11 protein-coding genes and 1 pseudogene are annotated in these 14,428 nt (G+C 61.0%); all 12 read left to right on the plus strand.

Features of this window, described 5'->3' with window-relative positions; genetic code table 11:
• Window positions 1–651 (plus strand): annotated as a pseudogene (locus ACH2A7_RS12350) (hypothetical protein); the annotation flags it as partial.
• Between the two features lie 201 nt (window positions 652–852).
• The gene (locus ACH2A7_RS12355; protein ID WP_394962240.1) at window positions 853–1,164 is read left to right on the plus strand and encodes a plasmid mobilization protein; all 312 of its coding nucleotides are present in this window, start codon (window positions 853–855) and stop codon (window positions 1,162–1,164) included.
• A gap of 3 nt (window positions 1,165–1,167) precedes the next feature.
• On the plus strand, window positions 1,168–2,535 hold the full coding sequence (locus ACH2A7_RS12360; protein ID WP_394962241.1) for a relaxase/mobilization nuclease domain-containing protein: 1,368 nt from the start codon (window positions 1,168–1,170) through the stop codon (window positions 2,533–2,535).
• Between the two features lie 50 nt (window positions 2,536–2,585).
• Window positions 2,586–2,864, plus strand: a complete 279-nt coding sequence (locus tag ACH2A7_RS12365) for a hypothetical protein (protein WP_394962242.1) — start codon at window positions 2,586–2,588, stop codon at window positions 2,862–2,864.
• A 70-nt stretch (window positions 2,865–2,934) separates the two neighbouring features.
• Complete coding sequence (locus ACH2A7_RS12370; RefSeq protein ID WP_394962243.1) at window positions 2,935–4,614, plus strand: recombinase family protein; 1,680 nt, start codon at window positions 2,935–2,937, stop codon at window positions 4,612–4,614.
• A 431-nt stretch (window positions 4,615–5,045) separates the two neighbouring features.
• Window positions 5,046–6,071: a LacI family DNA-binding transcriptional regulator gene (locus ACH2A7_RS12375; RefSeq protein ID WP_394962244.1), complete on the plus strand. Its 1,026-nt coding sequence runs from the start codon at window positions 5,046–5,048 to the stop codon at window positions 6,069–6,071.
• 328 nt (window positions 6,072–6,399) lie between these two features.
• Window positions 6,400–7,752 carry an ABC transporter substrate-binding protein gene (locus ACH2A7_RS12380; protein ID WP_394962245.1) on the plus strand — a complete coding sequence of 451 codons (1,353 nt, stop codon included), beginning with the start codon at window positions 6,400–6,402 and terminating at the stop codon, window positions 7,750–7,752.
• A gap of 104 nt (window positions 7,753–7,856) precedes the next feature.
• Window positions 7,857–8,768 (plus strand): carbohydrate ABC transporter permease, encoded by a 912-nt coding sequence (locus ACH2A7_RS12385; protein WP_394962246.1) that lies wholly within the window; start codon window positions 7,857–7,859, stop codon window positions 8,766–8,768.
• Window positions 8,769–8,778: 10 nt separating this feature from the next.
• Window positions 8,779–9,612 (plus strand): carbohydrate ABC transporter permease, encoded by an 834-nt coding sequence (locus ACH2A7_RS12390; protein ID WP_394962247.1) that lies wholly within the window; start codon window positions 8,779–8,781, stop codon window positions 9,610–9,612.
• A 57-nt stretch (window positions 9,613–9,669) separates the two neighbouring features.
• Window positions 9,670–11,997, plus strand: a complete 2,328-nt coding sequence (locus tag ACH2A7_RS12395) for a glycoside hydrolase family 65 protein (RefSeq protein WP_394962248.1) — start codon at window positions 9,670–9,672, stop codon at window positions 11,995–11,997.
• Window positions 11,994–12,635: a beta-phosphoglucomutase gene (pgmB, locus tag ACH2A7_RS12400; protein ID WP_394962249.1), complete on the plus strand. Its 642-nt coding sequence runs from the start codon at window positions 11,994–11,996 to the stop codon at window positions 12,633–12,635. Before ACH2A7_RS12395 ends, pgmB begins: the two co-directional genes overlap by 4 nt.
• 15 nt (window positions 12,636–12,650) lie before the next feature.
• On the plus strand, window positions 12,651–14,330 hold the full coding sequence (locus tag ACH2A7_RS12405) for an alpha-glucosidase (RefSeq protein ID WP_394962250.1): 1,680 nt from the start codon (window positions 12,651–12,653) through the stop codon (window positions 14,328–14,330).
• Window positions 14,331–14,428: the final 98 nt, after the last annotated feature.

Raw genomic sequence — 14,428 nt, forward strand, 5'->3', positions numbered from 1 at the left:
GCTCGCGACGCAACCTACGCCAACGACTACCGCGACCTTTCTGTGCTGAAACGGTTGGCGGACAAACACGGCATCGCTATCCTGCTGATTCATCATCTGCGCAAGGAAACCGCTGACGATGTGTTCAACCGCATCTCTGGTACGACTGCCATCAGCGGTGCGGTGGATTCCAGCTTTACGCTGGTGGAGGAACGGCGGGGAAGCGGCAGGGCAAAGCTCTCCTGCATTGGCCGTGACATTGAATACCGGGAGCTGACACTGGAGCGCAACGGTGAAAATGTGTGGGAGCTGGTGTCGGATAGCCGGACACAGCCGGAGTTACTGGGCGACCGCATCGTCTATCTTCTCTCTGAACTGATGCATGACCGAAGCGAATTTATCGGCACTCCCACAGAGCTGTCTGAACGAATCGACCCTGTGGGTGTGGAACGCATGTCACCCAAGAAAGTATCCCGACAGATTCTGCAAAACCTTGACGCACTAAGGAAAATCGGCATTTCCGCTGTGGTGCGCCGCAGCAACGGAAAACGGCTCATTGAGCTGCGCCGTGCCGAAAGTGACGATACCCAGGGTGTCCCGGCGGTTGACCCTATCGACCCTGTCGAGGCGCTGTGCGGCGATTTGCGGGCGGTTTCCGGGGGCAGCGAGTAAACTCCCGCAAGGCAAAAGAAACGCCGAGTTGGGCCGCTTGTGGCCGAAGGTGGAACGCGGTAGTCCGGTGCGGGAGAATTACCTCCTTGGAGGTGGCCAGCATCGCGTTTGTCTGGTCGCCGGCACAGCCGCCGCCCGCCTTCCGCTTGTTTGCGGGGCGCGGCCCCACACCCCATTTTACGAAAGACTGGAGGAAACGACATGAAAAAAGATATTAAATTCAGCACCCGGATGGCATCCGCAGACCGGGAGGCCATCAAGGAATTGGCGAAACGCTCCGGGATGTCCATGAGCGACTATGTGACGGCCTGCTGTTTGGGAAAGCAGGTGGTGATCGTTGATGGACTGAAAGAAGTACTCAAGGAGCTGAAGTCCATCGGAAGAAATCTGAATCAGCTCGTCACCCTGGCGCACATGGGGCGCGTCACGGTGGTCAATCTGGACAGCGTGCGTCAGGCGTTCTCTGACCTCTGCGCCGCTGTCCGGCTGATTCTGGAACGAGGGCGGTGGTGAAAAATGGCGATCATCAGTTTCACCAACTACAAGCGAGGACAGACCACCGGATGCATGGGAGCCGTGATGCGGTACACCATGCAAAACAAGAAAACTGAGTTCGAGGGGCAGCAGTTGGTTACGGGCATCAACTGCCAGCCGGAATCTGTCTACGCGGACTTCATGGCCACCAAGCGGCTGCATCACAAAACCGACGGCGTGCTGTTCTACCACATGGTGCAGAGCTTCCCGAAAGGCGAAGCGGTCGATCCGCTCACTGCTCATGCGGCGGCATTGAAGCTGGCTGAGTACTATGAGGGGTATGAAGTTCTGGTCTGCACCCACACAGACCGGGAACACATTCATTCCCACTTTCTCATCAACTCCGTCAACTTCGATACGGGAAAGAAACTGCACATCGCAAAGGAACAACTCCAGGAACTGCGGCAGCGCAACGATCAAGTCTGCATGGAGTTTTCTCTCCCTGTGTTCCAGCCTAAAGACAGGAAGCAGAAAACCAAGACCATGACAGTCGGTGAGTATCACACTGCGGTCCGTGGCCAGAGCAAAAAACTGCAGCTCATGAACATCATCAACGACTGTATGCGCCACGCCTCTACCCGTGAGGAGTTTATTGCGCTGATGGAGAGCGAGGGCTACAAGGTCCGCTGGGAAGCGTCCCGACGGAACATCACCTACACCACACCCAGCGGTTGGCAGTGCCGTGACCGCCTGCTGTTCGGGGAGAAATATCTGAAGGGGAAGATGGAATATGAATTCAGGATCAGAGCAGAAATTATCCATGGACGAGCTGTTGGAGAAGAACCGTCCCGCGCAGGTGGTACAGACCATGCCGCAGCCTCCGGCGCAGGAGCCGACACCGCCTCCCGAAGTGCATCCCACAAAAGCGGAGTGGGAGGATCTGCTGAACGACCTCTACGCACTGGGGTACCACACCGAGAGACAGACCGGCTATCTGAAGAAGATCAGCGAACTGCTGGCGCAGCTCCCGACCCGGACGCAGATGGAGGAGCTGCTGAAAGTGGTGAAGCATCTGGAGCAGATGAACGAACAGGCTGGGAAACGGAAAGAGAAGCGTTTTTCTCTGCCCGGCATCAGACTGCCCAGACCGAGTCTGCCGGACATTCCATGGACCAGTCTGCTGTTGGGACTGGCGGCCCTGGCGCTGACTGGGCTGGTGCTGTGGGTGGTGTGGTCCAGCTTGGACACGCTCTGGAGCGCGGCCAGGGGCCTGCTCCCGTGAAGGATGCCACCACCACATACTACCACACAGACAGCAAGGCCCTCCGTAAAGAACGGCAAAAGAAAATCGCCCTCGGTCACAAAGAGGACGATTACGAAGAAGAACAGACTTGGCAGCAGACCATGTGACGGTCTGCTATTTTTTATTGCCCGAATTGGATTCGAGAGAAAGGAACGCTATGAAAAGTGAATTCGAAGTGTATATGGAGACGGGTATCCTGGGCGGATATATGCCGGAGCGAGCGATCGGCTGCCGGGACGAGAATACGATCACGCCAATCTACCGGGATACATCTTATCACGAAACAGAACATGGTATGGAGCTGCGTCGGGAGATGATCGTGGGCGGACGAAAATTCTTCGTCCGCTCCATCTTCTCTACCGCAGAGAAAGCAAAAACGCCTACGGAGCAGATGCTCCAAATCATCGACAGTGATTTAGAAAAAGGTTCGATTTGAGGATAGACATTGGGCAGGAGATACGGTATGTTTGTTGTTACCGTATCGGCTTGCCCGGAAAGGAGTAGCAATGGCAAGCAACGAAAAATATACCATCCTCTATGGCCGGCTGAGTCAGGAGGATACGCAGAAAACAAATAAGACGGATGACTCGAACAGTATTCAGAATCAAAAACTTCTGTTGGAGAAGTATGCAGCTGAGAAAGGATTCAGCAACACCCTCTTCCTGTATGACGACGGTTACTCTGGAACGAACTTCAACCGCCCAGGCTGGCAGCAGGTCATGGAGCTGATGGAAAACGGTCAGGTGGAAACACTGATCGTCAAGGACATGTCCCGACTGGGCCGTGAGTACCTTCAGGTGGGTCAGTACACGGAACTCATCTTCCCAAGCTATGGTGTGCGCTTTATCGCCGTCAACGATGGCGTGGACAGCCTGTACGAGTCCACCAATGACTTCACGCCCTTTCGGAATCTGATGAACGAGTTCTATGCCAAGGACTGCAGCAAAAAGGGGCGCTCCGTGGTTCGCCTTAAGGCTGAGACTGGCGCCAGGGTTTCCTCCCGACCCCGCTATGGGTATATGAAGGACCCGGCAGATCCCAAACGGCACATGGTACCTGATCCTGAGACTGCTCCGGTGGTGCGTTACATCTTTGACCTCTGTGTTTCCGGAAAGGGTCCTGCTCAGATCGCAAAGCAGCTCAAGAAAGACAAAATCCCCACGCCTGGATACTCCTACTACCAGAAGCACGGAGTGGAGCTGACCGGAGTGGATATCACCCGGCCGTACAACTGGTCCACCAACACTGTCGCCGGCATTCTGGAGGATGAGACCTACCTGGGCCACACCATCAACCTGAAATCCACCACGCTGTCCTTTAAGAACAAGAAGCGCATTGAGCGTCTGGAGTCTGAGCAGCTCCGCTTCGAAAATACACATGAAGCACTTGTCACACAACAGACCTGGGAGATCGTACAGGATATCCGAAAGCACAAACGGCGCAGAGCCAACATGGCCGAGCAGAATATCTTCTCTGGACTGATCTATTGCCTGGACTGCGGCGGCACCATGGTACTGCACCGGGCGCACACCATGGATGCGGTGAAAAATAACTTCATGTGCTCCACCTACAAAAAGAAAGGCAAAGATGTGTGCTCCGCTCATTATATCCGGGAACAAGAGCTTAATGCTATCCTGTTGGATGATATTCGCCGTGTCACACACTTCGCTCGTCAGAATGAGCTGCGGTTTGCAGAGCATATCCGCAAGAAGCAGGGTAAGGAGACGCAGCAGGAGATTGCAGTGCTCCAGAAGAAGATCGACACCATGCAGAAGCGCCAGGCCGAGCTGACGAAGCTGTTCAAACGGCTCTACGAGGACAGTGTACTTGGACGCATCCCGGATGAGCAGTACCGCATCCTCTCTCAGGAGTACACTATCGAGCAAAAAGAGATCCAGGAACAGCTCCCCGCTATGGAAGTAAGGCTTCAGGAACTAAAAGACTCCAGTTCCAATATTGCCCGGTTCATTGAGAATGCCAAGCGGTACAAGGAAATCCCGGAGCTGACCGCTGAGATCCTGCACATCTTCATCAAGCGAGTGGAGGTCGGTGAGCGTGCGGAGAAATACTCCCGCACAGCACCGCAGGAGGTACGCATCTACTATCGTGACATCGGCCTGGTGGATGAACTGCCTCGGAGTATGGCGGATTCCGCAGCAGAAGCAATTCCAAACGAGGTCGCATGAGCAGAAAAGGGAGGCTGTGCTGAAACACAGCCTCCCTCCACAGGAACAAATATTAAGTTATATGGGTAGGTTCATAAATTGTCCCTATGCACCGGTTCCCCACGGCGCGGGGGCTTTTTGCGCGCGGGAAAAAGCCGGGAGAATGAGCGACCGGCCGCCGCGATCTCTCGGCGCGTCACCGACAGACGGAGGGGGAGGCCCGGCAGCACACCGGGGAAAATCCTTGAAAAAGAGCTTCCGACCCGCTGAAACCGTGCGCGCTACGGAAGGACCTTCAAATTGTAACATGTTCCAAAAACGTTTTTGAAAAGACGTGCATTTTGCCGTTTTTGCGGCGGCACCCTTGACAACGCACCTGGGATTCTGTATAACAGAGACAAGCCGAAAACGTTTTTGAGGAGTGGCTGCCTCAGAGAGTGGGGTGTGTTGGGATGTCGGTGACCATTCAGGATGTGGCAAAAGCTGCCGGGGTCACGGTGGGGACCGTGTCCCGGGCGCTGAACAACTACGCGGATGTGAATGAAAACACGCGGCAAAGGATCATCCGCACGGCGCAGGAACTGGGCTATCATCCGAACCTGGTGGCCCGCAGCCTTTCCAGCAAGCACGCCCGCAGCATCGCGCTGATCGTCTCCGGCTTTCTGGAAGACAAGATGTTCAACCACTTCGAAACCATGCTGATGAAAGGATGCTATCAGTTTGCGCTGGAGCGGGGCGTGGAGCTCTCCATGCACATGATCAACACAGAGATCCAACAGAAAAAGAGTTATGAGCAGCTGTGCTACGAGCACAATCTCAGCGGGGCTGTGCTGCTGGGCCTCAAGACCACCGACCCCTACTGCGAGGGATTCCCGCAGGGCAGCCCGCCCTGCGTTACCATCGACACTCAGGTCAAGGGCCCGAATGTGAGCAACGTCACCCTGGACCACATCGCCGCCTTTGACGAACTGACCCAGTACCTCATTGACCAGGGCCACCGGCGCATCGTGCTGGTGCACGGGCGCAAGGAGGCGATGGTGAGCATGGAGCGCCTGGCCGGCGCCCATCAGGCAATGACGCGCAACGGCATGACGCTCACCCACGACCAGATCATCTACACCAATTTCTTGCGGGAAGAGGCCTACGAGGGCGTCCGCCGCTATCTCGAGACTCACAATCCCAAAAGCGTGACCGCCTTCCTGTGCATGAGCGACATGCTCGCCATTGGCGCCATCGAGGCGATCAAAAGCCTCGGTTACAAGGTGCCCCGGGATTATTCGGTGGTGGGCTACGACGGGCTGGACGTGACCGAGTTCACCGACCCGCGCATCACCACCATCGACCAGAACATCCGCCTGAAGGGCTACGAGGCGGCCCACCTGCTGCTGGACATGCTGGACGGCAAGCGCCCCACCCAGCGGCTGGTGCTGCCCCACACCCTCTCCATCAAGGACAGCGTGGCCCCGCCCGCCTGGTGAGCGGCGGGCCGGCGGCCCTCAACTGAAAAAGGAATGTCCGCCAGGCCGGCGCGCGGTGGAGGACTTTCCTTTTTCGCTGGTTCCGAAAACGTTTTTGAAACGGACACTCTTCGATCGACAGCTTACCCGATCAAAGAGGCCGGCATCCGGACCGCAGGCTCCTTCGCGGGCAGATTTTTTGTGCGGCTTTCAAAAACGTTTTTGAAGCTTTGAGTGGCCCAGATCTCTCCGCCCGCGATCCCGGCTGGGCCGGCAAAACGCAATTTTATGCCAGTGAAAAACGGCGTTCGCCGTTTTCTATAGACACAGATAACAAAAGGAGGACAATATGAAAAAGAAACGCATCTTTGCAGGTCTGCTGGCCGGCGCTGTGCTCACCGCGGGCCTGGCCGGCTGCGGTTCCACCCCTTCCAGCAGCACGGCGCCCTCCGGTTCGGCGGCCGCGTCCGGCGCCACCGGCGTTGTGGAGGTGACCATCCCCTCCTACAAGACCGGCGAGAACGTGGGCGCGGTGTTCTTCGAGCCCCAGGTGGAGCGCTTCAACCAGGCGTATGAGGGCAAGTATCACATCACCCTGGAGAGCGTGCCCCAGGACACCTTCCTGGATCAGATGAAGATGCTGGCCCAGCAGGGCGAGCTGCCGGTGCTGGTGCAGTCCGGCGACGTGGACTGGCTCACCAACGTGGTGTATCCCAACGGCCTGGCCTACGACCTGAGCGGCTGGCTGGACGAGCACCCGGACCTGAAGGCCCGCCTGCTGCCCGACGGCCTTGCCTTCTGTACCGATGACAGCGGTGCTGTGTACAGCATGCCCCTGGCCACCGTGCGGCCCACCGGCTTTTTCTGGAACTCGGCTTTGTGGGACACCCAGGAGGACCTGAGCGCCATGACCATGGACCAGTTCATCACCGCCATGGGCGATCAGAAGATAGCCTTCTCCACCGCCGAGAACGGCTGGGTGGCGGCGCTGTTCCTCACCGCGGCCATCGCCGACGAGGAGGGCGGCATTGACTGGCTGCAGGCCGGCGTGGAAAACCGCATCACCGACTTCAGCGAACCCGCCTTTGTGAACGCCATCGCCACCCTGCAGCAGATGCTGCAGAACAACGCGGCGCCCAACTCCATCGGCGCAACCTACGCGGACGCCGCCAACTCCTTCATGAGCAACCAGGCCGCCCTGATCGCCAACGGCCCCTGGATGTCGTCCGATTTTGCCGAGACCAACAGCGCCAACTGGAGCAACGGCTTTAACGGCGCCGACGTGCGCGCCGCCCTCTTCCCGGGTCAGGTGGGCATCGCCAACACCGCCACCTACGGCGAGTGGTTCATCAGCGCCAACGCCGCACCCGAGGAGATCGAGCTGGCCCTGGCCTTCCTGGAGTTCATCAACAGCCCCGAGGAGCTGGAAGCCTACCTGCTGGCGGAGGGCGGCGACGCCCCCGGCCTGACCTACTCCGACGGCTTCAAGGAGGAGCAGGGCAAGACCCAGGTGCTGGCCGACCTGGCGGCGGATACCACCGCGGACACCGTGTTCGTGCCCTGCATCCTGGACGTGATCCCCTCCTCTGTGGCCAACTCCGACTTTGGCATGCTGCTGCCCAGCCTGGCGGACGGCACCTTCACCCCCGAGGACTTTGCCCAGCGCATGACCCAGGCCGCCACCGAGGCCACCGCTGAATAAGCGCGCGGGCGCACGGTTCAGAACTTTCCTGCGCGGCGCGCCGCATGCCGGCCTTTGCCGGGCGGCGCGCCGCCACCGCGTTTGTGAAAGGAGGGACCCGCACTTTGGAATCCGGACGAAAAAGACCGGCACGCACCAAAGCCAGCCGGCTGCAGCGGGCGAACTACAAGTGGATCTACCTGTTTTTGCTGCCCACCGTCATCATCTTCGCCATGTTTTATGTGGTGCCCATCGTGGAGGTGTTCGTTACCTCCTTCACCCAGTGGGACGGCTTCAACGCCCCCCGATTCAACGGCATCCGCAACTACATCAACCTGTTCAACAGCCATTCCTTCCTCACCAGCCTGAAAAACCTGTTCTGGTGGTGCGTCATCGCCATGACGCTGCATGTGGGCTTCGGCACGCTGGTGGCCTTCGTGCTGTTCCACCGCCCCCGCGGCTGGAAGGTGACCCGCGCGGTGTTCATGATCCCCAACGTGATCAGCGCCGCGGCCTGGGCCATGATCTACCGCTTTATCTTCAACGACGACATCGGCATCCTCAACAGCCTCATCCGGCTCATCAACCCGGACTTCAGTGTGGACTGGTTCTACGTCTCGCCCTGGGCCTTCTGGTCGGTCACCTTCACCTGGCTGTTCTACGCGGTCATCGTGACGCTGATCGTGCTGGGGGACCTGCTCAACATCCCGCAGGAGCTCACCGAGGCAGCCCGCATCGACGGGGCCACCGGCTGGCAGCTCATCCGCTACATCCATCTGCCGCTGTGCCGCACGGCCATCGGCACCAGCATCATCTGTTCGCTCACCTCCCGCATCGCCATGTACGAGCAGATCGCCCTCACCACCGCCGGCGGCCCCGACTACGAGACCGTCAGCCTTCCGATCCTGCTGGTGAACGCCATCACCGACTACCGCTACGGCTACGCCAACGCGGTGGGCGTGCTGATGTTCCTGTTCGGCCTGGTGATTTTGTGGCTGGTGAACCGTCTCTTCCGTATGGACGAGACCGACTATTGAGGTGCCGCCTATGAACACTGTGAAAAAAACCGCCACCCAGGCGTTTATGTATCTTGTGGAACTGGTGGTCATTCTGCTGTCGGTCTTTCCCATCCTGTGGGTGGTGATGTCCGCCTTCAAGACCAACGGCGAGATCCTCTCCTCGCCCCTGGCGCTGCCCACCTCCTTCTCGCTGGACACCTTCGTCTACCTGTTTGAAACCTACAACTTCCCGGTCTATTTCCTCAACTCGCTGTTGGCGGCGGGAGTGTCCACCCTGGTGTCGCTGCTGTTCTACGCCATGGGCGCCTATGTCATCGCCAAGTTCGAGTTCCCGGGCCGCAAACTACTGTTCATCCTCTTCACCATCACCCTGCTGGTGCCGGGGCACAGCAAATCCCAGCCCATCTTCTCCCTGGTGAGCGACCTGGGCCTATTCGACAGCATCTGGGGCGTCACCCTGGTGTATCTCTCCGCCGGCATGGCCATGTCCATCTTTGTGCTGAAGGCGGGCTTCATGGCCATTCCCAAAAGTCTGGACGAGGCCGCCATCATCGACGGCGCCGGCTTCATGCGCACCTTCTGGTCCATCAACCTGCCCCTGGCCAAGAGCGCTTTATCCACCGCGGGCATCCTGATGTTTTTGGGCAACTGGAACGAGTACTATTTCGCCTCGCTGCTCACCCATTCCGACTCCCAGCGCACGCTGCCCATCGCCCTGTCCTTCTTCACCAGCGAATTCTCCTACAACTACACCAACCTCTTTGCCGCCCTCACCATCGTCATCCTGCCGGGCATCGTGCTGTATGTCTTCGCCCAGGAGCAGGTGCAGGCCAGCGTGGCGGCCACCGGCATCAAGGGGTGAGGATGCCCCGCTTTAAAACGACCGCACAAGCCCTCTGACCGAGAGGAGGAACACCCGATGAAATACGACGCACAGCCCCTGGGCTGGGTGGTGGTGGAGGACGTGTTCAACGCCGCGCATATTGCCAAATGTGAATCCATCTTTGCCCAGGGCAACGGATATATGAACCTGCGAAACGCGCTGGAGGAAAACTATGTGGGCCAGCGCCGGGGCGCCTTTGTCACCGGCACCTTCAACAAGGCCTTGCCGGACGAGGTGACCGAGCTGCCCAACCTGCCCGACGTGACCGAGCTGCGGCTGACGGTGAACGGGGAGCGGTTCTCCATGGAGACCGGAACAGTGGAAGACTACCGCCGCCAGCTGGACCTGTGCACCGGCGAGGCGGAGCGCACCCTGCTGTGGACCAGCCCCGGCGGGGCGCGCCTGGCGCTGCGCCTGCGGCGCTTTGTCTCGCTGGCCCAGGAGCATCTGGCGGCCTTCTGCGCCGAGATCACCGCCCTGGACGGCCCGGCGGACCTGGTGCTGGAGAGCGGCATCGACAGCCGAGTGTCCAACACCGGCTCCCAACACTGCACCGAGGGGGAGAAGCGGCTGGTGGACGGCTCCATCCTGCAGCTGGCCTGCCGCACCTGCCAGTCGGACATCCCGGTGGTAGTGCACTGCGCCCATCGCTTTTCCCAAAAGCCCGCCCACAGCCTGCCGGTGATGGAGCGCCGCCGCTTCGTGCAGCGCTTTGCCTTTCATCTGGGGGCCGGCGCGACCCTGCGCATGGACAAATTCGCCTGTTACTGCACCGGCCGGGACCTTCCCTTTGTAGCCTTTGGTCAGCAGAACGGCGTAGAGGAGCCGGAGCCGGTGATCGCCGAGGGCCTGGAGACACTTCGCCGGGCGCTGACCCGGGACTACGACGCATTGCTGGCGGATTCCGCCGCCCGCTGGGCACAGTACTGGGAAAAGACCGACGTGCGGGTGGACAGCCCCGATCCCATGGACCAGCTTGGTCTGCGCTTTGCGCTGTATCATCTGAACATTATGGTCAAGCGGGACGATTCCCGGGTGGGCATCGGCGCTAAGGGCATGACCGGCGAGGGCTACAAGGGCCACTCCTTCTGGGACACCGAGATGTTCCTTTTGCCCCACTACCTGCTCACCGACCCCGCCGCGGCCCGCACCCTGCTGGAATACCGCTGGCGCAGCCTGCCCGGCGCCTTCAAAAAGGCCCGGGAGAACAACTGGCAGGGGGCCATGTTCCCCTGGGAGAGTGCCTGGCTCACCGATGGGGAGGTGACGCCGCTGTTCGGTGCGGCGGACGTGGTCACCGGCCAGAGCATCCCCATCCTCACCGGCATGCTGGAACATCACATCACCGCCGACGTGGCCTGGGCCGTCTGGCTGTACTACACCGCCACCGGCGACGACGACTTCATGGAAAAATGCGGCTGCGAGCTGTTGGTGGCCACCGCCTGCTTCTGGGCCAGCCGGCTGGAGTGGAAAAGCGGCACCGGCCGTTACGAGATCTGCAATGTGATCGGGCCGGACGAGTATAAGGAGCATGTGGACAACAACGCCTTCACCAACTATCTGGCCGCCGAGAACCTGCGGGTGGCCAGCCTGGTGATCGGCCGGATGCGGCGAGACTGGCCCGCCGCCTGGGCGGCTCTCAGCGCCCGGCACGACCTGCCGGCCCTGGCGGCGGAGTTTGACGAAAAGCGCGAAAAGATGTACCTGCCCGCCCCCCGCCCGGGGGATGGGCTGGTGCCTCAGAACGACCAGTACCTGAACCTGGAGCCGGTGGACCTTGCCCGCTACAAGGCTCAGGCGGGGGTGTCCTCCATCTACGAGGACTACAGCCCCGCCCAGATGAACCGGCTGATGGTATCCAAGCAGGCGGATCTTGTGATGCTGCTGCGGGTGATACCCGGCCTGTTCGACCCGGAGACCCGCCGCAAAAACTTTTTGTTCTACGAGTCCCGCACCCTCCACGACTCCTCCCTCAGCCACGGCCAGCACTGCGTTCTGGCCGCCTGGATGGGGCTGGACGGGATGGCGCTGGACCTCTACCGCCACGCCGCGGCCATCGACCTGGGGCCGAACCCCACCTCCTCCGACGAGGGCATCCACAGCGCCTCCATGGGCAACGTCTGGCAGTGCGCGGTGTGCGGCTTTGCCGGCCTGCGGTGGGAAGGCGGGCAGCTGATGCTGGAAAACCATCTCCCCGCCAGCTGGAAGAGCCTGGAGTTCACCGTGGAGTGGCGCGGCGCCCGCCTGGCGGTGCGGCTGAGCCATGAGAAAGGCATACAGGTGCGGCGGCTGGGGGGAACGGCCATCACCATCCTGGTGGACGGCGTGCCCGTCACCCCGAACGCCGCAGAGGAGGACGCATGAAATACAAAGGCATTATCTTCGATCTGGACGGGGTGCTCTGCTCCACCGACCGGTTCCACTTCCAGGCCTGGCAGGAGACTGCCCGTCAGGCCCGGGCCCCCTTCGACGAGACCATCAACCAGCGCCTGCGGGGGGTCAGCCGCATGGAAAGCCTGAAGATCATCCTGGAGGGAAGCCCCCTCACCTTTACCCGGGAGGAAAAGGAGCGGATGGCCCGGGAGAAAAACGAGCGATACCGCCACCTGCTGCAGCAGATGACCCCCGCCGACATGCCCGATGGGGTGCGCCGGGCTCTCGAGAGCCTGCGGGCCGCCGGCCTGAAGCTGGCGGTGGGCTCCTCCAGCAAGAATGCCCACTTCATCCTGGAGCGACTGGACGCCGAGCAGTATTTCGACGCTGTCTGTGACGGCACCCAGATTGTCCACTCCAAGCCCCACCCGGAGGTCTTTTTAAAAGCCGCGGAGATGCTGGGCCTGCCCCCCGCGGCCTGCCTGGTGGTGGAGGATGCCCCCGCCGGCTTGCAGGCCGCCCGGGCCGCCGGAATGGACTGCGCCGGCGTGGGCGACGCGCCGTGGCCCTTTGCCCCCACCTATCGTTTGCCGGACGTGACCGCCCTGCCGGCGGCGCTGCCGGGCTGAAAGGGGGCAAGGCGGATGCAGACGGAACAGCCCGCCCGTGCCTGGTGGAAGGAGGCGGCGGTCTACCAGATCTATCCCCGCAGCTTCTGCGATTCAAACGGCGACGGAGTGGGGGACCTGCGGGGGATCCTGCAGAAGCTGGATTACATCCAGCGCCTGGGGGTGGACGCCATCTGGCTCAACCCGGTCTACCGCTCCCCCGGAGTGGACAACGGCTACGACATCAGCGACTACCGGGCCATCGACCCGCTGTTCGGCACCATGGAGGACTTCGACCGTCTGCTGGCCGAGGTGCACCGGCGGGGGATGCGGCTGGTGATGGACTTAGTGGTGAACCACACCTCCGACCAGCACCCCTGGTTCATCGAGAGCCGCCAAAGCCGCCACAGCCCCCGGCGGGACTGGTACATCTGGCGGGACGGCGTGGACGGCGGACCGCCCAACAACTGGGGAGCGAACTTCGGCGGCCCCGCCTGGACGCTGGACGAGGCCACAGGCCAGTATTACCTGCACCTGTTCGCGCCCCAGCAGCCGGATCTCAACTGGGAGAACCCGTCGGTGCGGGACGCGGTGTTCGAGATGATGGACTTCTGGTTCCAGAAGGGCATCGACGGCTTTAGGATGGACGTGATCAGCCTCATCTCCAAGGCCGGCTTTGCCGACGGGCCCCTGCGGCCGGATGGTCTCTACGGCGACCCGTCGCCCCAGTGCGCCAACGGCCCCCGGGTGCACGAGTATCTCCGGGAGATGAACCGGCGGGTGCTGAGCCGGTACGACTGCCTGACGGTGGGCGAAAACGCCGGCAACACCCCGGAACTGGCCTGCCGGTACGCCGGCTTTGACGCGGGCGAACTGAAGATGGCATTCCAGTTCGATCTGATGGATGTGGACGGGGGCGAGCGGGACAAGTGGAGCGCCTGCCGCTGCTGGAAACTGGCGGACATCAAGGAAGTGATGACCCGCTGGCAGACGAAGCTGGACGGCAAGGCCTGGAACGCCCTTTTCTGGGAAAACCACGACCAGCCCCGCAGCGTCTCCCGTTTCGGAAACGACAGCAGCGAGGCGATGCGCGCCCGCTCGGCCAAGATGCTGGCCACCTGCCTGTTTTTGATGCAGGGCACCCCCTTCATCTACCAGGGGGAGGAGCTGGGCCTGGTGAACCGGCTCTTCGACAGCCTGGAGGAGATCGACGACGTGCAGACCCGGGGTAACTGCGCCGACCGGCTGGCCCAGGGCGAGCCGATGGAACAGGTGATGGCGGTGGTGAACTACATCAGCCGGGAGCACGCCCGGGCGCCGATGCCCTGGAAAAACGCGCCCAACGGCGGCTTCACCACCGGCAGGCCCTGGATCGCCCTGAACCCGAACTATCCCGTTCTCAACGCCGAGCGCCAGCTGGCCGACCCAGACTCGGTGTACAACTATTACCGCGCCCTGCTGGCGCTGCGCAAAAAGAGCATGGCCCTGCTGTACGGCCATTACGCCCTGCAGATGCTCGACAGCGAACAGGTGTATGCGTACGCCCGCACCCTCAACGGGGAGGAGGCCCTGGTGGTCTGCAACTTCAGCGACCAGGACGCTGCCTGCCCGCTTTTGCGCGGGCGGACGGCACAGCCGCCGGCGCTGGCCAACTACGCAGGCGGCCCGGCGGGGGAGGTCCTGCGCCCCTGGGAGTGCGCGGTCTATCTGAAGTAACGTGAAAAAAGCGGGCCGAACGCTCGGTGGTCGTAAAACAGTAATATGTGAATTTCTTGGAACAGGCATGATTTCGGTCATGCCTGTTCCGCTTTTAT

Source organism: Candidatus Allofournierella merdavium, from assembly GCF_944382735.1.
GTDB lineage: Bacteria > Bacillota > Clostridia > Oscillospirales > Ruminococcaceae > Allofournierella_A > Allofournierella_A merdavium.